General features: G+C 36.3%; 15 protein-coding genes. 8 read left to right on the plus strand and 7 right to left on the minus strand.

The window, feature by feature from the left end; genetic code table 11:
• Nucleotides 1-9 precede the first annotated feature (9 nt).
• The 6 genes from G7Y56_RS09555 to G7Y56_RS09580 all read right to left on the minus strand — a co-directional run bounded on the left by G7Y56_RS09555 (nucleotide 10) and on the right by G7Y56_RS09580 (nucleotide 12,385).
• Entirely contained in the window at nucleotides 10-3,408 is a 3,399-nt protein-coding gene (locus tag G7Y56_RS09555; protein ID WP_255498708.1) for a SusC/RagA family TonB-linked outer membrane protein, read from the minus strand.
• An 86-nt stretch (nucleotides 3,409-3,494) separates the two neighbouring features.
• Nucleotides 3,495-4,463, minus strand: a complete 969-nt coding sequence (locus tag G7Y56_RS09560; RefSeq protein WP_165043009.1) for a FecR family protein — start codon at nucleotides 4,461-4,463, stop codon at nucleotides 3,495-3,497.
• Between the two features lie 54 nt (nucleotides 4,464-4,517).
• Nucleotides 4,518-5,078, minus strand: coding sequence for an RNA polymerase sigma-70 factor (locus G7Y56_RS09565; protein ID WP_255498709.1), 561 nt, complete (start codon nucleotides 5,076-5,078; stop codon nucleotides 4,518-4,520).
• A gap of 383 nt (nucleotides 5,079-5,461) precedes the next feature.
• Entirely contained in the window at nucleotides 5,462-7,198 is a 1,737-nt protein-coding gene (locus G7Y56_RS09570; RefSeq protein ID WP_165043011.1) for a thiamine pyrophosphate-dependent enzyme, read from the minus strand.
• 249 nt (nucleotides 7,199-7,447) lie between these two features.
• Entirely contained in the window at nucleotides 7,448-8,263 is an 816-nt protein-coding gene (locus tag G7Y56_RS09575) for an alpha/beta hydrolase (protein WP_165043013.1), read from the minus strand.
• 99 nt (nucleotides 8,264-8,362) lie between these two features.
• A complete protein-coding gene (locus G7Y56_RS09580) occupies nucleotides 8,363-12,385 on the minus strand; it encodes a hybrid sensor histidine kinase/response regulator transcription factor (protein WP_165043015.1) in 4,023 nt (1,340 codons plus the stop codon).
• A 284-nt stretch (nucleotides 12,386-12,669) separates the two neighbouring features.
• Here G7Y56_RS09580 and G7Y56_RS09585 point away from each other — a divergent pair, with 284 nt between their 5' ends.
• The 3 genes from G7Y56_RS09585 (at nucleotide 12,670) to G7Y56_RS09595 (ending at nucleotide 17,513) form a co-directional block, all read left to right on the plus strand.
• Entirely contained in the window at nucleotides 12,670-15,087 is a 2,418-nt protein-coding gene (locus G7Y56_RS09585) for a TonB-dependent receptor domain-containing protein (RefSeq protein ID WP_165043017.1), read from the plus strand.
• Nucleotides 15,088-15,461: 374 nt separating this feature from the next.
• Nucleotides 15,462-16,046, plus strand: coding sequence for a DUF3575 domain-containing protein (locus G7Y56_RS09590; protein ID WP_165043019.1), 585 nt, complete (start codon nucleotides 15,462-15,464; stop codon nucleotides 16,044-16,046).
• 15 nt (nucleotides 16,047-16,061) lie between these two features.
• A complete protein-coding gene (locus tag G7Y56_RS09595; RefSeq protein ID WP_165043021.1) occupies nucleotides 16,062-17,513 on the plus strand; it encodes a DUF3868 domain-containing protein in 1,452 nt (483 codons plus the stop codon).
• A gap of 91 nt (nucleotides 17,514-17,604) precedes the next feature.
• On the opposite strand, the gene G7Y56_RS09600 is transcribed toward G7Y56_RS09595, so the two are convergent.
• Nucleotides 17,605-19,926 (minus strand): DUF5686 family protein, encoded by a 2,322-nt coding sequence (locus tag G7Y56_RS09600; protein ID WP_165043024.1) that lies wholly within the window; start codon nucleotides 19,924-19,926, stop codon nucleotides 17,605-17,607.
• A gap of 413 nt (nucleotides 19,927-20,339) precedes the next feature.
• On the opposite strand from G7Y56_RS09600, the gene G7Y56_RS09605 reads away from it, so the two are divergent.
• From G7Y56_RS09605 to G7Y56_RS09625, 5 genes are all read left to right on the plus strand, one after another.
• Nucleotides 20,340-20,900, plus strand: coding sequence for an AraC family transcriptional regulator (locus G7Y56_RS09605; RefSeq protein WP_185153932.1), 561 nt, complete (start codon nucleotides 20,340-20,342; stop codon nucleotides 20,898-20,900).
• A 98-nt stretch (nucleotides 20,901-20,998) separates the two neighbouring features.
• Nucleotides 20,999-23,203 (plus strand): cation-translocating P-type ATPase, encoded by a 2,205-nt coding sequence (locus G7Y56_RS09610; RefSeq protein ID WP_165043026.1) that lies wholly within the window; start codon nucleotides 20,999-21,001, stop codon nucleotides 23,201-23,203.
• Nucleotides 23,204-23,343: 140 nt separating this feature from the next.
• Complete coding sequence (locus tag G7Y56_RS09615) at nucleotides 23,344-23,571, plus strand: heavy-metal-associated domain-containing protein (protein WP_165043028.1); 228 nt, start codon at nucleotides 23,344-23,346, stop codon at nucleotides 23,569-23,571.
• 13 nt (nucleotides 23,572-23,584) lie between these two features.
• The gene (locus G7Y56_RS09620) at nucleotides 23,585-24,043 is read left to right on the plus strand and encodes a DUF3347 domain-containing protein (protein ID WP_165043030.1); all 459 of its coding nucleotides are present in this window, start codon (nucleotides 23,585-23,587) and stop codon (nucleotides 24,041-24,043) included.
• Nucleotides 24,044-24,045: 2 nt separating this feature from the next.
• The coding region (locus G7Y56_RS09625) for a multicopper oxidase domain-containing protein (protein WP_165043032.1) at nucleotides 24,046-24,248 on the plus strand (203 nt) is incomplete at its 3' end.

Below are 24,248 nucleotides of genomic sequence, written 5' to 3' on the forward strand. Positions count from 1 at the left end.
TTATTATTTTTAGAAACTAAAGTTAATTCCTAGAGTTACTGTTGTTGTATTAGGATATCTATTTCCGCTGTCAGTGTTTAATTCAGGATCCCAAAGTTTCCATTTGGATAGAGTGAAAATGTTCATCCCCATCATATATATACTTGCATTCTTTAGGTTTGCCTTCCGGGTCCACGATTCGGGTAATCGGTATGCTAATTGTAATGTTTTGAGCCTCAAAAAACTCATATCTTTGAGCCACCATGTGCTATTCTCAAAGTTATTCTGGTTACCGGGCTCATCACCTCCGAAAGCTAATCGGGGATAGAAAACGTCCTGACTTTGATTCTCTTCGGTCCATCGGTCATAAATATTACTGTATACATTTGCTGTTCCCGATCCGTTCAGTGGTTTTACTATACCATTCACAAAGCGATTTGCTTTAGCTGTTCCTTGAAATAATACGCCAAACGATACTGCTTTATAATCTACATTGAAACCAAAACCATAGTTAAGTTTAGGGATATCTCCTTGTCCTAACCAAGAGATATCATTATCGTTTATTTTACCGTCACCATCGAGGTCTTTATATTTAATATCTCCTGCTCGCACTTGGCTCAAACCTACCTTGTAAGGTGTGGGGAACGGTTGCTCCATTCCGCCGGGATTTGCAATCCATTGGTTTATCAAATCTATATCTGCTTGTGTGTATAATCTGTCGGCTGTGAAACCTTCGATAGAAACGAGGCTCGATCCTTTTCTGTTTCTCCATGAAAAGCTTTTATCTGGTATATCGTTATCTACCCATGTCGGATCAGCATAAGTTATATTTCCTCTCACCGATATATTCCAATCTTTGTTTATTTTTTTGTTGTATTCAAAATTGGCATCATAGCCCAGTGTCTTAGTTTCTCCGACATTGCCGTAAGGAGTTTCCTGAAATCCGGCAAAACCAGGGAGAGAATTGTCTCTGTTGAGCAATATATTCGTTCTTCTTTCTTTGAATAGATCGATGGATATAGATAGGCTACTTTTGAATAGCTGTATGTCGAAACCTAAATCCTGCTTATGTGCAACTTCCCAACCCAGTGAGGTTGCCGGATTCTTAACCTTAACTCCATCTTTACGACCATTACCGCCATAGCCATAACCCCAATCGCCATTCCATTCATACTGTTCCATATACATAAAGCGACGGTCTCTGACATTGCTATTACCGACTTTTCCATTTGTGTAACGAACTTTAAAGAAAGGAATAATATCGCTTAAAGGTTTCCAGAAAGGTTCATTAGAAGCTACCCAACCCACACCAAAAGCGGGGAATGTTCCGTATCTTCTATCTTTAGGGAAGTTTTCGCCTCCATTGTATCCGATATTAAACTCTCCGAAATAACGATCGTTCCATGAGTAAGTTACTCTACTGGCAATACCCTGTATTCTATATGGAAGATAGTCTATTGCATTACGGGCACTGTTATCTATTCTGTTTTGTTGTGTATAGATAGCCATAGCACCGAATCTGTGATTTTTGATTGCTTTATCGTACACTAATGATACTTCGAAGTTATCCTTTCTCTCACCGGTAAGTTTTCGATCGTCGCTACCATCAAATCCTAATACTGAGCTTCCATTATCCCATGTCCTTGTCAGAATCGGATTGCCATCGGCATCGTAAGGATTATTTCTGTCAGCAAAATAATAGGTGTTTTCTCTTTTTCTAAACCATGCATCGCGGCTATTCGATACATCGTAAGCAAACAAGGCGACCGCCTTAAGCCCTTCGGTTATGATACTTAGGTCTTGGGTAACTTTTATATTTGACTGAACTTTATTGTCCATTTTGTTTCGGTAACCGCGCATTGTAGCATCTGCATAAGGATTACGGTCTGCTCCTTGCGAGTGAAGTCCCGGAACGTAATTTTTACCATTGATTACGAACATTTTCGGGAAAATAACAGGATTAACATCCACTGTCGACCCGAAGATAGTACCGCTATCTTCTCCGGGGCTGTTTCCGTCACCTAAGAACCCTTGAGTGCCGACATCGACTGTTGTAGTCTCTGTTATTTTCATACTTAAGTTTGCAACGATATTGTACCTTGTATATTCAGTCTTTGAATTATAGTCTTCGAGAGGATCGGTTTTAATTGTACCTTTTTCATTATAGTAACTCACCGATGTATAGAACTGAGCCATCGGGCTACCTCCTCTTATATTGGCGTTTACCCTTCGGGCATGTCCCCAATCGTTGAATACTTCTTTTTTCCAGTCTACATTCGGATATAAAAGTTTATCTACACCCGATGCCGTATTTGCGATATACTGATCGTCGTATTTATGAGCTTTCCCTGTATTTCGTAGTCCTTCATTTACAACATCCATATAGACAAGCCCATCTGCTACCTGTGGCGATTTAGTGAAACGGGTAAATCCTTCATAATAGTCGATACTTACTACCGGTTTTCCTATTATACCGGGTTTTGTCTTTACTACAATTACTCCGTTCGCTCCCCTTACTCCAAATACTGCTGTAGCAGATGCATCTTTCAGTACTGTTACCGATTCAACATCTTCGGGATCCAGATCGTTAAAGCTGCGCTCCACTCCATCTACCAGAATTAGTGGATTGGCGGCATTCGGAGTGCTAAGCCCTCTAATCCAGATATCGGCAGCATCTCTTCCCGGTTCGCCTGTACGTTGTACTGCTACTACACCCGCTAATCTTCCTGATAAGACAGTGGTTAAACTGGCTGTAGGAGTTTTAAGGTCTATTTGCTTTAATGTCGATTGAGAGCCTATCGAACTTATTTTACGTTGTTGTCCATATCCAACTACTACCAGCTCATCCAACTCATTAACTGCTTCTTGCAGTGCTACGTCATATACCGAAGAACCCCCTATATTTACTGTCGCCGATCTAAATCCTACATACGATAGTACAATTTGTGCATTTCGGGTTTCAACCTGCAATTCATACAAACCGTCTATGTCTGTAATTGTACCATTGGTTGTACCACTCTCGACAACACTAACACCGATTAGAGGCTCTCCCTTCACATCGGTAACACGACCTGTAATACGTCTCTTTGTATTTGCTTGTTGTGGTGATTGTTCTTTGTAAATATTTACGTTGCGCCCATCTATATTATATTTGAGGTTTGTATTGGATAGGGCCAAATCTAAGATTTCATTTACCTCTTTATCTTTAGTATTTATATCTACAGTCAGATTTGCAATATCGGCATCGATATAAAAAAAGAGCAAATCGGTTTTGGATTCAATAGTTGTGAATAGATTTCTTAATGATGTTTGTTTTACATTTAGAGATAGCTTTGTTGTCTGTGCAGCAGTGAGTGCCGAGGTAAAACATAACAACATCAAAAAAAGAATAGCCTTCTTTTTGAAAAGAATCTTAATTGTATTTGTCATAGATTAATTAGTTTAAGTTGATTTATAAGATAATTCTTATTTTACGTGTTGCGAATGGTCGTGTTATTTCATAGGCATTTCATGCGTTAATTAATAATTATTTTATTGTTATTGTATTTCCATTTTATAGGTAAGCTTCGGGAAATAACGGATAGGATCTCATCTATTGTTTGGGTATTGTAGAATGCACCCGATACCATTGTATTGGCTAGTTCTCTATCTTTTAATTGTATCTCTATATTATATATCTCTGATAAGATAGTTACGAGCTTTTCTAAAGAGATTGTTTGATATTTGTATATGCCGTTTAACCAAAAAAGTATATGATTGGAGTCGGACTCAATCACCTTCACTTGTTTATTTTCCTTGTTATACAGGAGTTTTTGGTTGGGGCTTAATGTTATTTGATTCTTATCTGATTGGAATTTCACGCTTCCACTTAGCAGGTTTACATTAATAATATTGTTTTGAGTATATGAGTTTATACTGAAAACTGTACCCAGAACCGTCACACTTGTATTGTCTTCCAGTTCGATTACAAATGGGATATCCTCATCTTTATTTACATCGAATAGAGCTTCACCATCTAATTGTACAATCCTGTTCTCTTTACTGAATATATTCGAATAGGTTAAGCAGCTATGTTTGTTTAGTATAACCTTAGATAAATCGGGCAATACGATGGTATCGATCTTAGAGGTTGTCTTAAATTCATAAAATATTACTTTCTCTTCACCTTGTTGCATTACATAGAATAACCCTAGCAGGCAAGCAGCGGCAGATGCAATAGCCGATAGTATGCGTATATATTTACGTCTATTATTAGGACGTACTGTTTCATATTGTTGTATTCTGTCCAATAATTTATTACGGGCATCTTTTAAATCAATAGAATGATTGAACTTAATTGAAGAACACCAATAGGCTTTTATTTCTAAAAATTTATGAGAATTCATTTCATCGGATTCAATCCATTTATCAAATACTATCGCTTCTGAATCGGTGGCTTCACCGGACAGTATTTTCGCTATTATATTGTCAATATTATTTTCCATAGTTATATTTTAGTCGTAATTCTGAATAAAAAACCCTTAGTCCGTCATCAAAAATTATATTCTGTCTTCTAATAATCTTCTTAATATTTTAGTTGCCTTTGCCATATGAGCCTCAACTGTTTTTATAGAAATGTTGAGGACAACCGCCACATCTTTATATTTCAATTTGTCTTCTCTTATTAATATAAATACAGTTTTGCACTGCGTTGGCAGGGAATTGACAGCTTCGTTAAATTTTTCTATAAGTTCTTTGGATATGAAATCGTCTTCGGGGGTTGTCTCTGTATTCTTGTAAATATCTACTGTCGATTGCTTCTGCATGTTGTAATGTTTCTCTTCTTTTCTGAAATAGCTAATAGCTTTGTTTCTGGCGATTGTAAATATGTAGGAATTGAAGTTCTCTATATTGACCAGCTCTTTTCTTCCTAACCAGATTGAGATAAATACATCTGCTACAACTTCTTCCGCACTATTCTCAGATTGGACATATACATATACAAACCGGACGAGGCGTTCGAAATATAATTCATATAAAGAACCTAAAGCAGCTTCAGAGTCTTCTGAAGCCAGTTTATTGACTAATACAAATGTGTTATTCATAAGTAAATGATCCATAGAAAAATAGCTCTAACTTTTATTGCTTAGATATTATAATAGTAAAGCATTCATTATTATAATCGCATAAAAATGAAAATACCCTTACTTAGGTAGTCTTTTTTTATTCATTAATTAATCTTATTAAGAAATGATGAGTTTTCCAGATGTTAGATTTAGTAGAATTCGTTTTCTTCCTAAAGCCTTTTTAGTGTGTTGAAGAAAATTGAGGAATGAGACTGCAAAAGTAATATAATACAAGCATAAGTAATCGGTAGAGCTGCTTATAACCTATATAAATAAAAAATGCGAATCGATAAATATCCGATTCGCATTTAATTAAATATGCTATACTATTTCAGATGGGCTTCCGAAGAAGTTTCTCTGCCTATTTCATTCTGGAATTAAAGTACTTCACGCAAATGTTTCAGGTTACTTTTTGCAGTGTCCCATACTTCATCTACTCGTCCGGATAATATCAATTTGGTCATCGATTTGGCAAAGCCTTTCATCTGATCGAATTCTATTTTAGGAGGCATAGCTAAAGCATTAGGGTCCGTTTGTACCGAAACCAGTACAGGGCCGGGTATAGCAAAAGCTTCTTTAAGTATCTCTTCTACTTTATTTGGGTCGCTTACTCTAAACGATTGCATTCCCATTGCACTAGCTATTGCCGAGAAATCGGGGTTGAACATATCCGTTTGCCAGTCTGGTAATCCGGAAACTTCCATTTCAAGTTTCACCATTCCTAACGACCTATTATCGAAAACAACAAGCTTAATCGGCAATTTATATTGGACGATAGTAGCTAAATCGCCCATCATCATAGACAGACCGCCATCGCCGCAAAAGGCGATAACTTGTTGATCGGGGCGTGCAAAAGCTGCACCGATAGCCATTGGCATGGCATTAGCCATAGAGCCATGGTTAAACGATCCTAACATTTCACGTTCGCCGGTAGCTTGCAGGTAACGGGCTCCCCATACACAACACATACCTGTATCGACTGTGAAAATGGCATCCTTATCGGCTATTTTATCAATCACGGTTGCCAGATATTCGGGTGCGATTGTATTTTCACTACCCGATGCATTGGCTGCCATTGCCAAATGCTCTTTTACTTTCGCATATACTTTGAGTTGGGTTTTCAGGAAGTCATCGTTCGATTTTTCATTAATCAAAGGGAGTAAAGCATCCAATGTGTCTTTTACATCGCCACCCAGAGCCATATCGACTTGTGCACGTCGTCCTATACGTTCGGGACGAACATCCACCTGAACGATTTTGCATTTCTCGGGCATGAAATTCTGATAAGGGAAATCAGTACCTAATAATATTAACAAATCAGCGTCATGCATAGCTGCATAAGCGGAGGGCAAACCTAGTAAGCCGGTCATACCCACTTCAAACGGATTATCGTACTGAACAGCCATTTTACCTCTGAAACTATATCCAATAGGCGATTTTATCAGTGAAGCTAATTTTACGATCTGGTCGTGAGCGCCTTTTGATCCAATACCACAATAAATAGTTATTTTTTCTGTTGAATTGATTAAGTCAGCCAAAGCTTCTAATTCCGAATCTTGCGGGCGATATACACCTCTCGATGGCAGTAAATTCAGCGTTGTTGGTCCTTCATCTGCTGGTCCGGCTGCAATGTCACCGGGTAAACCTATGACTGCTACTTCCTTTTTATGAACAGTGTGCTGTAATGCTGCTTGCAGCATCCGTGAAAACTGGACAGGTGTTGTCGCAACTTGGTTATATCCGCTGCAATCGTCAAACAATTTCAGGGTATTGGTCTCTTGGAAATAAGACATCCCGAATTCGGATGTTGCACAAGTGGAAGCTATCGCCAATACTGATGCATTGCTTCGGTGAGCATCGTATAATCCGTTTATCAGATGTACGTGCCCGGGACCGCTACTACCGGCACAGCAGGCAATACCATTCAGTTCGGCTTCAGCCATTGCTGCATAAGCTCCAGCTTCTTCGTGTCTGACATGTACCCACTTTATCGTATTGTGTGTCCTTACCGAGTCATTGACCTCATTCAAACTATCACCTGTTACTGCATAAATACGTTTGATTCCAGCCTTTTCGATTGTTTCGACTAGCTGATCTGCTACTTTTTTAGCCATGATTTCTATTAAAGTTTATATTCTTCATTATTGTTATAGTAAGTTATAAACAAACAAGAGATAGGTTAGAGGTTGATGTAATTAATAATTTAACATTTGTTGTCAATTATAAATCAATCTATTATATAAATAAAATGTTAAAAAGTTACAAAGGTGACATTTTTTACCTTGTTTTTGAATGCCACTTTCTGTAACTATTTACTTATTATCTTCTGTTTACCATATAGATAAATAAAATAATGCTCTATCTTATTTACTGTATTTTTTTATCCATTCGAGCATTAAAAAACATCCCGGCGCACATACACTTCCGTGATCGAATCCGTCTAATTCATAGAGTTTTACATTGTCATTCCCTACTGCTTTAAGAATAGCCTCCAGATGTGCATTTTCTTCGTATCGGGCAGTCATCTCAAGATTGCGATCACCTGTAATCAATAGAGTAGGAGGAATTCCTTTCCTAGCATGGTTGATAGGAGCATACTTGTCTATTATTGGAATATCGATTGGCAGATATCGTTCTTTACGGATGGTGTAATGCGTATTTGTCTGCCCGCTTATCGGTATTAATCCTTTTATTTTATCTGCATCGATACCATATTTATCAAGGAAACTTTTATCCAAACCAACCATCAAAGCCAGATATCCTCCAGCCGAATGTCCCGATACATAAATATCATTTACACTACCGCCATAAGAGGCTATATTTTTGAATGCCCATGCTACAGCGGCAGCCGCATCTTCTGTATATGCAGGATTCTTAGCCACAGGACTTAAGCGATAGCTTACAGCAATTACAGCCACTCCTTTGTCCATCAATTCCTTTGGGATGTGTTTTTCGCCGCTTTCGAGTCCACCTCCATGAAACCAGACAATAGTAGGGAAATCTTTCATGTCGGTAGGGTAGTACACATCTAATTTACACCGTTCATTTCTGTATATATCTTTCGTCGTACTCCCTATATACGCAATATCTTCTTCGGTAGTATACTTTACGAGAGAAATATCTTGTGCAGTCATAGAAACAGCAAAGCACCAGATAGCAATATTGAGGATCAATTTCATAATATGTATTTTATTTAGTGGTTATATCTTCTGCTAAGTTATATATTTTTGATAAATTATCGGAAGATATAGAAGTACATTTGATACATTAAAATTCATTTAAGATGGTTTGCTATTTTGCTTTCTATACTCATTCGGCGTGCATCCGTATTTTTTAGAGAATGCCTTGAAAAAGCTTACACGATTGGTAAAACCTGATTTAAAGACAATTTCATCGACTGTGAGTATTGACTTAATAAGTAGATAATGAGCAATATATAATTTACAATCGCGTATCATATCGCTGATACTTACATCTCCGATTTCGCCTATTTTCCGATAAAGGCTTCGCGTACTTATATTCATTTTGGTTGCAATGAAATCTGCTGATAAATCTTTGTCCTGAATATTTTTATTGATAATATTAAATATTTCTTTAATTAGCTTCTTATGTTCTTTATGTGTCATTTTTCCGTTTGTGAGTTCGAATGCACTAAGAGGAGATGCAAAATAATCTTTAAGCGTTTCTTTTCTCTCTATGAGTTTATTTACCGAAGACTTTAGATAATCTATGTTGAATGGTTTTGTAATATAAATATCGGCTCCTGCATTTATACCCTTTATTTGTTCTTCGACCTCTTGTTTGGCCGAAATAAGGATGAGTGGGATATGGGCTGTCTTTTCATTCAACTTCAATTCCTTTGTAAGGGCTATACCATCTATACCTTGCATCATAACATCGCATAGAATTATATCGGGATGAATATCGTTGAGTTTTAACAATGCTTCATCTGAATTATTTACGGGTATTACATTAAAATCATCTGCAAATATGTCGCAGATCAGCCATAATATTTCTAATTCGTCGTCAATAATCAAAATTGTAGGTTTTGATTCATCATCCGATTTGTATTTTGGCAAGGTTGCTATTACATTACTATCGTTCTTTATGCCCTCTGTTTTTAGGGTATCATATTTGATAATCTTTTTTTGATTTGTTTCTTCAAGATAAGGGAGTGTTATTTTGAAGTGGGTCCATTCTCCCGGTGTACTTTCTATATCTATTGTCCCTTTGAGCAAATTTACCATTCCATAGGAAATAGCCAGCCCCAAGCCGTTTCGTGACCATGACTTAGAGTTATCTTGGTATTCGAAATCGTGCAGAATATTATACCTGTCGAATATTTTGGAAATATTTTCGGCTTTTATACCTTTTCCCGTGTTTGATATCACCAAATACAGATGGCCTTCTATCAGCCGTGCCTTGACTTTTACTTTTCCGTTATGTGTAGTATATTTAAAAGCATTAGAAATAATGTTTGTAATTATTGTAATTATAAAGCTTTCATCCGAATTCCATATAATAGATGGCGAAACGTCTTTTTCGAAGTGTGTATTCTGCGATTCGGCAATGTAATTAAATGAATTTGTTATTTTATTTACTATTTCCGATAATTGTAATTTTTCTATCTGAGCTTCTTTATAACCTGTTTCTATACGTTTAAATTCAATTAAATCCTGGATTAAAGAATTTAATCGTTCGGCATTTTGCTCTATTATCTGAGCATATTTAGTGATAGAACTATCGATATTTTTATGGTTGAGAATACGGTTACATGGTCCCGATATGAGGGTGAGAGGTGTGCAGAACTCATGTGCTATATTGGTGAAAAATTGTAGTTTAGATTCATATATATCTTCTTTGTGCTGCTGTTCCAGTTTTGCTAACAGGGCTGCTTTTCTTTGTCTGTTTCGGATGACAAACCATCTGATAAGGAGTAATACGCATAATACCGCAAGTAACGAATAGACCGAATACGACAGCTTAGACTGGTACCAAGGCGGTAATATTTTCACTTTGATGGTGTAAATATAGCTTTCCTTACCAAGTATATTATTATAATATTTGACCTGCAATTTATATTCGCCCGGCTTGAAATCTACAAAAGAGATAACGTTAGAGTTGCCGTTATCGACCCACTGTCTGCTTGAACCGTCTATTTTGTAGAAGTAAGTATAATTATTGCCATTCAGGTGATCTATGGCACTGAACGAGATCGAAAAGAAATTCTGATTGTGGTTCAAACTAAGAACCGGTATTTTCTCTTTTTCGGAAAGAAATTCATGGATATTATAATCTTGCCCGAATATAGATAACTTATCAAGGTTTATGGGTGGCATGTAGTCGTTAGCTTCATCATAATAGTTTTGGGTTATGGTAACGAACCCATTTACACCACCAAAGAAAAGAGTTCCACTGTTTTCATCCTTAAATGAGGCTCCGGTACTGAACTCGATAACAGATAATCCACCGAGCTGATCGTATGTCCTGAGAGAGCCTCGCTGCGAATTGTAAAAAATAAGCCCGTTATTACTGCTTAACCAGAAATCAAAATCGGATTCTTGTAATATGCTATGAATTCTGTTGTTGGGAAATCCATTTTCTTCGTTAAGAACTGTGTAACTGTCGGAAGTATATCTTATTAAACCGGAATTTGTTCCTATCAGATAGTTGTGCGGCCTGTTGTTGATTATACAGTTAATTTCGTTTAATATATTCCCTTCAAACCGTATTATTTCGACTTCAGATGTCGCTGTATTGATCTTAAATATACCTTCTCCCTTGTTTGTCACCCATATCGTGTTATCGTTTTCAGGATAGATAGAAAAGAAAGAGTTTGAAACTATATCTCCTTTTTTTATTGTGAATCGTTTTATTATTTTTAGTGAAGGTGTATCGCCGTGCCAATCAATCTGTGCTTTTATTATGCCCATTCCCGCAGAAGCAATCCAAAGAAGAGAGTCTTGTTCATAGACATCATGTATGTATTTTATATCTGTATTATCATCAGATAAAGCAACTTTCTTAATGGTTTTATCGTGATTAGAATAATAGTTAAGCCCGTTTTCGTTTCCTATCCACAGAATGTTACGTTTACTTTTAGAGAATGAATAAACAGAATTTCCACTTAATGCACTGTTTGCATTGTTTATATTTTCCATCTTGCAATCAATCAGGTTTTTATTTAACTCATAATCGTATATTTTCAGAATCCCATCACCGTTACTACCTATCCAAAGCGTATTTTTATCATCCAGAAATAGAGCCTTGATCGGTTGCCTGACTTTCAGTGTAAAATCATTAAGTAATGTAGAGTTTATAGAATGTCTGTCGATAGAGTAGGTGTATAGGCCTTGTCCATCGGTACCAATCCAGATCATATCCTGATGTATATCTTTAAGAAGAGACAGTATGCCGCTGTTGATAGGAATTTTCTCGAATAACACTTCGCCGTTATTATCTTTTAGTAGGAAGAGCCCCTCTTTTCTGAATCCAAAAAAATAATCATTATGGAATTTTAAAATAGAGCTTATTTCACCTTTATTGCTTAATTGATCTTTCAAATTGTTTATTAATAAACTTTTACGGTTCTCTGTATCAAATTCGTATAAATTGTAATCTGTATCAATTAATAATACTCTGTTTTTATCAGTAAAGGAGTATAGCAGACCATCGGTCTGTTTATATTCTTTCTGCAACTCGAGTCTAACTATTCCCGATTCATTTGTTTGAATAGTGTAACAGAAGCTGACTCCATTCGATTTGAATATCCACATCCGATCTTTATTATCAATAAAGAAATTTACAATCTCATTAGCTATGAGATTTGACATATATATTTCTTCAAACTGATTTTTGTCTTTCAGATAGTAATAAATACTGCTATTCCCCTGTATGATAAAGAAGTTGTCTTTACTGTCTTTTTGTGAAAAAGCAACTCTATTGAACATCTCGAACGATTGGATTGAGTTTGCTTTTCGGTCTATTCTGTTTAAACCGTAATAGGTTTGGATCCATATCACATTGTCGCTCATTTCTGTTATCTTGTCTATCTGATTTCCATTAATGACGTTACTACTATCCGACAGATGAAATGCAGATATTTCTCTGCCGTTGTAATTATTCAGACCGTTATTTGTACCTATCCACATAAGCCCTCGCTGATCTTGATACATAGAAATAACAGACCTGTTAGAAAAGTTCCCCTTATCTGTTATCTGCTTCAGATTATAAGCATATACAGATATATTGAGTACCTGAAAGATGCAGAATGCTATCAGTAAAAATGTTTTTTTATTCATGGCAGTAATCGGATATATTACAAGTAAACAAATATATCGAAAATATACTGTGTACCGCTTTCTATTATCACACGTTTAAGCACAAAACACCCTTATTTATTGGTCGATAAGGCTCTATATGACTTGTTTTGAGCTAATCGTATCATAGTTAATATTTGTGACAAAAAGGTAAATCTTTGTGCCACCTGCTTAAACTAAAGATTCATTCGTTTTTTTAGAGATTCTAATCCGTTTAGTTTTGCCTTTGAATAGAAATAAGGGATTAAAACTAATATCGGAACATAATGAAAAACACGCGACTAACACTTCTATTATTAATGCTACTTACTTGTTCATTTATTATAGCATCGCCTATAATAAGAATTGAAGGAAAATTGGTGGAGAGCGGAAAGAAAATTCCGATAGAATTTGCCGATATTATCCTATGTAAAAAAGGCGAGACAACCGCTATTGCACATGTATATTCTGAACAAGACGGGCATTTTGCTTTATCGGATATACAACATGGTGAGTATGACCTTATGGTCAGGCTGGTTGGGTACGATATATACAACCATTCGCCCATAGTGCTGACACCTGCAACGACCATTCTGGATATTGGTATAATAGAATTGGTTCCTTTGGAAACAGAACTTGCAGAAGTGGTTATCGAAGCCGAAAAAAAGCAGGTTATTTATAAATTGGATAAAAGGATTATTAGCGGCTCTAATAATCTGATGAGTGCTGGCGGAACAGCAATCGATATATTGGAGAACACTCCGTCTATACGCATAGATGCTAATGGTGATCTTACATTCCGTGGAAGTAGTGGTTTCATGGTGTTTATAGATGGGCAGCCAAGCTTATTAAAAGGTTCGCAAGCCTTACAGCAAATCCCGGCCAGTATTATAGAAAATATTGAAATAATAACAACACCTTCAGCCCGTAACGATACGGATGGTGATGCCGGTATTATCAATATTATTACAAAACGAAATGGTTTACAGGGACTTAATGGTATTGTAAATACATATGGGAGCACCGTACTATCTAATGGAGCTGATTTTTTAATCATGGGACAAAATAAAAAGCTGCAATGGAATCTGGCGGGCTACTGGAATCAGCCGATACGTAAGAGTAATTTCGAGCAAGACAAAACAACTATTGTGGATGGTATTACAACAACATCACATTCCGAAGGTCCGAGAGGCAGTAAAAATTATCATTATGGTGTGAGAGGAGGTATGAATTACAAGCTGACTAATACGACTCTGAATCTTGGACTGGAAATAGGGTATAATAAGTTTACGCGTGATGGTGATTTAAATTATATCGAAACCAAATTGGATGCAAGCGGTATAATTGAAAAATCAGAAAATAACAGTCGGGATAATTATGATTTGCATTCCACTATTAATCAGGGAAATATTGGGTTCGATCATAAGTTTAATAAAGATGGACACAAGTTATCGGGCAATTTTATGCTGGCTTATGAAGGAGATGCTCTCGAATATTTCCAAAGCGACCTGTTTGATGAAAATAATGTACGCCAACAAGGGCACAGGGCATGGGAAAAAGAAGTCCGATGGACTGTCAGAGGCAATTTAGATTATGTTATTCCATATAGCAAAACGGGAAAACTTGAGGCAGGATATCAATATTTCTCATATCTTGAAGATGGCGATTATAAAATGAAATTCTGGGATCCGGCAAAAAAAGAATTCTACTGGAGGGATGATATTTATAATACGTTTTATTTTCAGCGAGGCATCCATTCTGTTTATACTATGGCATCACAATCGTTTAATGATTTTGAGATACAAGGCGGATTTAGAGGTGAGCATACACATCAGGTATTACGAAGTTCGAAAGACTGGGCTAACCGTGAGAAAAATTATTTTGAAGTCTATCCATCTGTTCATATGGGTTATACACTTCCCAAAGATCAGCGAATAACTGCGTCATATTCTTATCGTATCAATCGTCCCGAGCTCTTTTTTATGGAACCTTATATTACTTACCGTGATTATTATACAGCTGAAATCGGGAATCCCGATATACGTCCCGAATACATACATTCGTTCGAACTGAACTATAAAAAGAACTTAAATGAACATGTACTGGCTACAAGTCTATTCTATCGCAGCCGCAAAGATAAAATAGAACGTTTGCGTGTCCCTTATGAAGCTGGCGTAACCTTAGACTCTATGGCAAATGTAGGGAATGACCAATCGATGGGTATTGAACTGAATGCGCAATTAAAAGCTTGTCGTGGATGGAATATTAATGTGAACGGTAATGTATATTACTATAAAGTTGAAAATAAATTTAAATTGGATGGTAAAAATGAAACTAGTACGAACTATGATATTACAATCAATAATTTAATCGATGTGCATAAATATACACGTATTCAATTCGATGGTAATTTTGTAGGACCTTCGGTTACAACACAAGGGCGTTCGGACTCTTTTTGGTTTGTAAATCTTGCTGTTCGTCAGCAATTACATCAAAAGTTAATGTCTACTCTTTCTTTTCGTGATATACTCAATACTGCCCGATATAAGAGTGATATAACTACAGCCGATTTGCAGTCAGTTACACACATCCGTCCGAAGTATCCGGTCATAATGCTGACCCTTAGCTATACATTCAACAACTTTAAGAAGAAGTCTAACGACTCTCGCGATAACCGTGATTTATTTGAAGGTACCGGATATTGAAATATCTGGTTAATGGTCTTAATCTTTTTGCTTTTTTCAAATCTATTATGCTATATCTAATTCTAATCTGAAAAACACGGAGATAGGGAAATTGAACGACATATCACTATCTAAGTAAATCCTTCTGAGTAATTTATTCGGAAGGATTTTATTTTGAGGTAGCTTGGGCTTTTATATAATTATCCTGTTTCGGTGTGACAGAGAGTGTATTAAATTCTGTATGGTGATCCGAATAAAGCCTAAACGGAATAAATGTTATTCTTTCACCAAACATTTCTACCTCGACATTGTTTTTATAATAAATTAGCTTAACAAAACTAAATTGGTTAAGATGTTCTTTATCCAAGATATAACTATATAACAATCTGAATAAGATGAAAAATAAGACCTTTTGTATATGCATTATTATCCTTCTGTTTACAAGCATTGCGAATGCTCAAAACGAAAAGGATGGATTGTATATGCCTACCATTGCACTAAAGACAAATGCTCTCTATTGGGCAACAACAACGCCTAATATTGGCTTGGAAGTAGGTTTGTCTGAGAAAACAACACTCGACATATCGGGTAATTACAACCCATGGGAGTTTTCTGATAATAGACAAATAAAGCACTGGTTGATACAACCCGAATTTAGATATTGGTTGTGTGAAAGATTTAATGGGCATTTTTTCGGGGTACATGCTCATTATGCAGAATATAATGTAGGTGGTATCAAGATGCTTGGATTTAAAGACTATCGCTATCAGGGTAATCTTTACGGCGGTGGTATCTCTTATGGCTATCAATGGATTTTGAGTAATCGTTGGAGTTTGGAAGCAACAGTAGGTGTGGGTTATGCCCATCTGGATTATAAAAAATATGAATGTAAAGAATGTGGTAGCCAATTGAAAGACGATACGAAGAATTATTGGGGTCCGACCAAAGCCGGTCTCAGCATTATTTATATACTTAAGTAAATGAAGTAAAGAAAGATGAAAAAGACTATATACTGTATTTGTTCAATAGCCCTATTGCTAGCAGCGAGTACACCGATTTTAGCCCAGTATATTTATAAAGAACAAATAGCTGTTAATTCGCAGCAATTGCAACAAAAAGGTGATTCGCTATACCTACATATGGAGATGGATGTGAGTAAAATAGATATGGACTACAATCGTTCGCTTACTCTGACGCCCATCTTAATCGCTACTGATAATCAATTGGAGCTTCCTGCGATATTGATTAATGGCACTAATCGTCATAGGGTTTATCTAAGGTCGATAGCACTGAAACCTGATCAACAGAATGAACTGAATCTTTATAAGGTGGTCGAGATTGGTAAGAAAAACGATAATATACTTCATTACGAGGTTGTAATTCCATATACAGAATGGATGAATTCAGCCAGACTTGATGTCAAAGAAGATTTGTGTGGTTGTGGAGGGCATGAACAAGAAATCGCAATGGAGACCCTAATAAATAAAGTTGATCTTGAAAAAATAAGTGTTCCGGAAGTGAAACCCGAATTAATATATGTAGAACCCCAAAAAGAAGTCGTAAAAGTTCGTAATGAAGAGTGGGAAACAAAATTGAATTTCCCTGTAAATAAGACAGTAATTTATCCTGACTATATGGGTAATCGCGATGAACTTGTGAGAATAGAATCAGAAATAAACTCAATCAAAGTTGATTCTAATGTAACGATTACACGTATCGAAATTATTGGCTTTGCCTCGCCAGAAGGACCTGTTGCTATAAACGAAACTCTGTCGCGTGGACGTGCTAATGCCTTGAAAGAATATCTTGCAAGTAAGTTCGATATGCCATCTGATTTATATAGTGTTGAATATGGTGGCGAAAACTGGGACGGATTGATTACTATGCTCCAAGCTTCAGATATAAACGATAAAGACAAAATACTTTCTATCATAAATAATACAACCGATATCGCGACTCGGAAGAATAACCTGCAAACATTCAATGGTGGAGTTCCTTATCGTGAGATGTTGACTACTATTTATCCGACGTTGAGGAAAGTAGTCTGTAATGTATATTATAATGTAAAGAGTTTTAGTGTCGATGAGGCGAAAGCGGTCTTAAAGACTAGCCCTCATCAACTAAGTCTTAACGAGATATTTCAAATAGCCGGCACATATCCCGCAGGGAGTGATGCGTCTTTATGGGTATTTGAAACTGCAGTTAAAATGTATCCTAACGATTCTATTGCCAATCTGAACCTTGCGGCAGCCGCTCTAGCTCGTGAAGATTTAGAAACAGCACAAATATATTTAGATAAGAGTAACAATAATACGCCCGAATATTCAAATAACAAAGGTGTATTTTATATGCTTAGAGGGGAAGCTGAGAAAGCAAAGATTGAATTTGAAAAAGCCATAAAAGGAGGTGTAGAAGCTGCAAAGTTTAATCTGAAAAAGCTTGAATAAGGTAGCATACAAAATAGAATATTTATACGGAAGGCTTTAATTGAATATGCATTTTCAATTGAAGCCTTTTTGTTTTTCTATGAGGTAAGGATCAGAAAGAGAAACTCCCCGAAAACAGTATAGTCCCTTTTGTAATATCTTCCCCATAAATATCAGAAGTATATGTTAGTCTGCGGGCATAATCTACACGTAGTACTTTAAATATATTGGCGATCCCGATGCTTGCTTCGGCGTATGGTACATTACCAAGAGCCCTGATCCCATTATTAAACATAAATAATTCGGGGTGAGTTTCAGGGTTATTCCTTTCCGAAAGGGGGCCGTAAATCATCTTGGCTCCCAGACAAATTTTCATTTTGTCGTTTTCGAGGAACAGTCGTATTGGAGTCCAGTTGAGAGTTGTATTTATACTTGTCGAAACAAATCTGTCGGTTACAAACTCGTAGAAATTCATACAGTTATAAGCATTATGACTAAATACATAACTTTGATTACCTTCGGGTATAAATAGTAATGGAAAGGGAACTTGCCCCCATATCTTACCTCCTGAAAAATAAGTGTCGATTTGGCCTATATTTTTATCGAAAGAGAACCTTTTAAAAATATTGAAGTTGGAAACCTGATAACTGTTATCGGAATCGAATATCCTTTTGATACCTATACGGTGTGTAAAATCGAATTCGAATGATGCGCGACGAATTGCCGTACGCCTTTCCTTCCTTTGGAAGAACTTTTCGCCGGGTGCATAACGTACCGAGACTTGAAGTTCGCTACTTGTTATATTATTGATAACGGTTGTATCGTTATCATTCCGTACTTGTATATATTTTACGACACCCATGGGGCGGTCGTAAGTAAACTTGCCTGCTATTTTATATGTAAAGTTATGGCTGTTCTCGCTCTCAAAAGCTAATAAAGCTACTTGCTGATGCGACATATTATCAGTAGGGGTGTGAGCAAAAGACTGGGCAAAGTGATCCCTGTTCATAAGTAATACATCCTGTCCGGGAATATTCAAATCTGAAGCGTATGCAAAAGAAATTACCTTTTTGGGATACTCCCATAAGTATTTGCTTTTGGGTAATAGCGAATAGGCTATGTTTGCCTGATATTTCAGTGTTTGATCTCTTGTTCCGTAAGCTGCATATCCACCCAATTGGAAATGGTTGGATAGATTTATTGTTGTATTTCCTCCTACGCGCAACCTTAAGCCTTCCATGTCGTTATGGCTTATAAAGTGGGTCAGGGGACCTATGTCTGCTTTTTCATCAGCAATACTGATAGACCCACTAAGAACCAGTCGGATCATACTTTCGAGACGACGGAAGCTTTTATCCTCATCGGCTGCCAGCTTTAGGCTATCCAATTGAATCTGAGATGCAGTAAGAGGGATAGGACGTATTTGTTCCCAAAAAGAAGGATCATTTTTTCTGCTATCTCTCGATTGACTTCTTCCTGTTTTTTGTTCCGCAGACACCGGTTTAAAACTATAGTTAAAATATAAATCTTTTCGGGATGCGACGATTGTTCCCTTGTTATCACTTCCTATTTGTAATGTGTTTTCTTTTTCAACAGGAATTATCAGATTCTCTTTTTCGCTGAACCTGTGTCTTATGGCCACTTTTCTCAGAAAATTAGTGTTTTCAGGATTGTTAAACATAAATTCGGCTTCGACCAGTCTGGGATTATCGCCGGGGGTTATATACAGATATCCGGAAAAAGCGTTTTCTTGCATATGTTTACTGTAAAAAACGATCTCCACACATTCTTCTTCACCGATTATTTTTTTCTGTCCGGTAAATTTATAGGTATATATTTCTGTATTAGCTTCGTTTAAAGGCCCTTTGAAAGAAAGTAACATCACATTACTATTGTATTTGAATAGATCGATATCTCCAAAGGCTTCATCGAGAAAAGATTGAATGTTTTTGTGTCCTAAAACCTGAAAAATACCATTATCTGTAGATGTCTGAATTATACGAGGTTTTTTGCTTTGAAGCTTATTTGTAAAAACAGATTTGTGGTCTTCAAATAACAAAATGGTAACAGATTTCATATCCGAATCCGGATTTGGCTTTACATGCTCGAAACAAAACCCGAATGGACGGATCAGATATTTGGATATAAGGTCATTGCTGTTGCGAACCCGATCTATTTGTGAGCCAACGGAATCTTTGTGAACAACAATATCTACTGATGTTTTCCGATAGAATTCATAGTTATGTACAAGTTGATTTGTGTATTTGTTCTGATTGTAGTTTTCAATGGCGTTTAGTATATATTCTTTTGCATCAGGCAATTCGTCTTTATTCGGGAGCAAAAGGGTATATTTTATATCCCTTCGTTCCTCTTGTGCCGAAGAATAAATATATAAAAACAGCAGGCAAAAAATAAGAATATATCGTAAAAACATTGGGAGCCTTTAAATTATTTTGTTCTGATGAATGATAATATTTATTGTTAATATATCATTCATGTCATTTGAAACTTAATTTAGAAATTCAGTTTTTGTTTTATTTTTCGTTTCTAATTTATTTTAGTTGTAAAAATAGACTTTTTCTAAGTTTCAATAGTCGTTTTTTGAAATATTTTGGTGGATGTTTTAAATAAATCGAACTTAATCAGATAAAGATAGTTAAAGGGGGATGAATAAAGCGGAGGTTGAGTTTGAAAAAGCTAGAAAAGAGCGGGCATTCCGCATATATTATAGATGTTAAATTCTCTTTTGTTTATATTGTGAATTTCATATAAAAAATAAATAGTTTAGTTTTTATCCAAACTAATCTCCTTCATTAATTGTATATTTAGAGAATCAATTGAAGAATTATGAAACTCTATATAAAAAATATGGTATGCAACCGATGCAATATGGTTGTACAATCGGAATTAGAAAAGCTTGGTCTTAATCCATTGAAGGTTAGCTTGGGAGAGGTTGAGTTGGATCGCGATTTGACTGATGATGAAAAACAGCGATTGAGCGATGTGCTTGAGTCGTTGGGTTTTTCATTAATAGATGATAAGAAAAGCCGTTTGATAGAACAGATAAAAACAAATATTGTTGAATTAGTACATTATGATAATAATGATTTAAAAATCAATCTGTCAGATTATCTAAGCAGTAAAATTCATCACGATTATAATTATATCAGTAATATCTTTTCCGAAGTAGAGGGCACTACTATCGAAAAGTATTTCATTGCTCAGAAAATAGAGAAAGTAAAAGAACTATTAGTATATGATGAACTAACATTGAGTGAGATAGCCTATCAACTCAATTATTCGAGTGTCGCTCATTTAAGTGCACAATTTAAAAAGATAACAGGGTTGACTCCCAGCCATTTCAAAAATATAGGGATGGATAGGCGCAAACCGTTGGATAAAGTGTAAATCATGTAAACCTATCAAAGAATAATATAACACACAGAAGTCTTTTTATAGCCAACTTTGCATTGTAAGAAATACAATCTCTTAAAATACAATATAATATGGCAACTATAAAGAAAACTTATCCTGTACTCAATATGAGTTGTGCTTCGTGTGCAGCCCATGTAGAGAGTACACTGAAAGCACAAAAAGGTATTACCAATGCATCTGTGAATTATGCAACGGCAAATGCTAACATAGAATTTTCCCCCGAAACGATCAATGTAGAAGATATAAAGAAAGCGGTTCAGGATTCCGGTTATGATTTGCTTATTGATGAAAATGAGAATAATGCCGAACTTCTGGATGAATTGCATACAGCTAAATTCAAAAGTCTGAAACAAAAGACTATTCTTGCGATTATTCTTTCCGTTCCTGTGGTTGCAATTGGTATGATATTCATGGATATGCCTTATGCCAACTATATTATGTGGGCTTTATCTACTCCTGTGCTTTTTTGGTTGGGGAAAGACTTTTTCGTGAATGCGTGGAAGCAAGCCAAGCATCGATCTGCTAATATGGATACGCTTGTTGCTTTAAGTACGGGAACAGCCTATCTTTTTAGTGTATTCAATACCCTTTTTCCTAGTTATTGGAGCGAGAGAGGTTTAGAGGCTCATGTCTATTTTGAGGCAGCAGCCGTTATTGTGGCTTTCATTTTGTTAGGGAAATTACTGGAAGAGAAGGCGAAAGGTAATACATCGACCGCCATAAAGAAATTAATGGGTTTACAACCTAAAACAGTAAGTGTTATTCGCGATGGAGATCAACAAATGCAAATTTCGATAGAAGATGTAAATAAGGGCGATATAGTAGTTGTGAAACCCGGTGAACGGATAGCTGTTGATGGTCAGGTCGTAAATGGCATGTCGTATGTAGACGAAAGTATGTTAAGCGGCGAACCTATTCCTGTTTTGAAAGAGGAAAACGAAAAAGTATTTGCCGGAACAATCAATCAGAAAGGCAGTTTTCAGTTCCGTGCCGAAAAAGTAGGTGCCGAAACTATGCTTTCACACATTATAAAGATGGTACAAGATGCACAGGGAAGTAAAGCGCCTGTTCAGAAATTAGTAGATAAGATTGCAGGAATATTCGTACCCGTAGTAATCGGAATAGCTTTGCTTGCTTTTGCAATATGGATGATATTCGGTGGTGAGAACGGATTTACACAAGCGTTACTGGCTTTAGTTACTGTCTTGGTTATAGCCTGTCCGTGTGCACTGGGATTGGCCACGCCGACAGCGATAATGGTAGGAGTGGGCAAAGGTGCAGAGAATGGCATCCTTATAAAAGATGCTGAAAGTCTTGAATTGGCTAAGAAAGTAAATGCTATTGTACTGGATAAAACAGGGACTATAACCGAGGGTAAACCTGTTGTTACAGATATTGTCTGGCTTAATAACGATGACAGTTCCAAAGTTGCTTTATTGAGCTTGGAAAAACAATCGGAACATCCTTTGGCTGATGCAGTAACAAACTATTTTTCTCAGTTATCGGCAATAGCTGTATCGCAATTCGAGAGTATCACCGGGAAAGGAGCGAAAGCTATAATTGATAATACGACCTACTTTGCAGGGAACAGTAAATTGCTGCAGGAGAATGATATTCAGATAGATAAATTATTACAAGATAAGTCGATCGGATATGCGAATGAAGCGAAAACTGTTATTTGGTTTGCAAACGAGACGGAAGCCTTGGCTGTAATTGCTATTGCCGATAAGGTTAAGACCACTTCGAAAGAAGCTGTACAACAGATGAAACAACTGGGTATAGATGTCTATATGCTTACAGGAGACAATGAGGCCACTGCAAAAACTATTGCAGAGCAGACGGGCATAGATCATTACAAAGCTGAGGTATTACCGCATCAAAAAGAAGAATTTGTAAAACAATTGCAGGCCGAAGGTAAAACGGTAGCAATGGTTGGTGACGGGATAAACGATAGTGCGGCTTTAGCTCGTGCAGATGTAAGTATAGCAATGGGTAAGGGGAGCGATATCGCTATAGATGTTGCGAAGATGACTATCATATCATCAGACTTGAACAAGATACCGATGGCTATAAAACTATCGAAACAAACGGTAGCTACTATCCGTCAGAATCTATTCTGGGCATTCATTTATAATATTATCGGTATACCTATTGCTGCCGGAATTCTTTTCCCGATCAATGGTTTTTTGCTTAACCCAATGATTGCAGGTGCTGCTATGGCATTAAGTAGTGTAAGTGTTGTGACTAATAGCTTAAGACTGAAATGGAAAAAATAAATAGTAATCAATGAAATTTTTCAGAAGACCCTGTCATCCCGATATGTAATGAGGGATCTATTGGGCGCATGCCATAAGAAATACTTCGTTCCTCAGTATGACAAACGAATAAATAGTAATAATCAAATAAAATAGAAATTATGGAATCAAAAGATAAAATAACTTTCACGTTCAAAACAACTATTAACTGCGGTGGATGTGTCGCAAAAGTAACTCCTGTTCTTAATACATCTAAAGGCATAGAAAGCTGGACGGTAGACACCGAAAATAAAGATAAAGTATTGTCAATAACATCAAATGGCATTACAGAAAAGGAAATTATAGATACTGTGCAAAAAGCAGGATTTAAAATAGAACGTATTAATTAAAAACAAAAAGACAATGAAAATATTATTTATATTTCTTGCAGTACTATTAGTTAGTGGTGCTGCTTTCTCTCAAAATAAGGAAGCTTCGGCTTCGGCTCTTTTAAAGAACTATTTGGATATAAAAGATGCTTTAGTAAAAAGTGATAGCAAGCAAGCTGCCATATATGCAAGTGAGATGCAGGCTACGCTTGAAAAAGAAATATCCCTAAATGAAAAAGATGCCTTGCTTCAAGCAGTTCAGCAAGTAACCCAAGAAAAAAATATCGAAAAACAACGAACAGCTTTTATGAACTTGTCTACTTTAATGTGGAGTGTTATCGATAATTCAAATGATCTGACTCAGGATGTTTATTACCAGTATTGTCCGATGAAAAAAGCTTACTGGCTAAGTACTGAAAAAGCGATAAAGAACCCGTATTATGGTTCTAAAATGCTGACTTGTGGTAGTGTTGAAGCAACTAAAAAGAAATGATTATGAAATGGTATCTACTCATAGTTTTGTTTTTCGCTGTGTCTATGGGAGGATATTCTCAAAAACTGGTTCATTACGATTTATATATCAATGATACGATTGTGAATTATACAGGGAAAAATAAAAAGGCAATAGCAGTCAATGGGCAGATACCTATGCCAACGCTCTATTTCACCGAAGGCGATACGGCAGTAGTCTATGTGCA

The sequence above is a fragment of the Dysgonomonas sp. ZJ709 genome (genome assembly GCF_011039195.1).
In the GTDB taxonomy this organism is placed as follows: domain Bacteria; phylum Bacteroidota; class Bacteroidia; order Bacteroidales; family Dysgonomonadaceae; genus Dysgonomonas.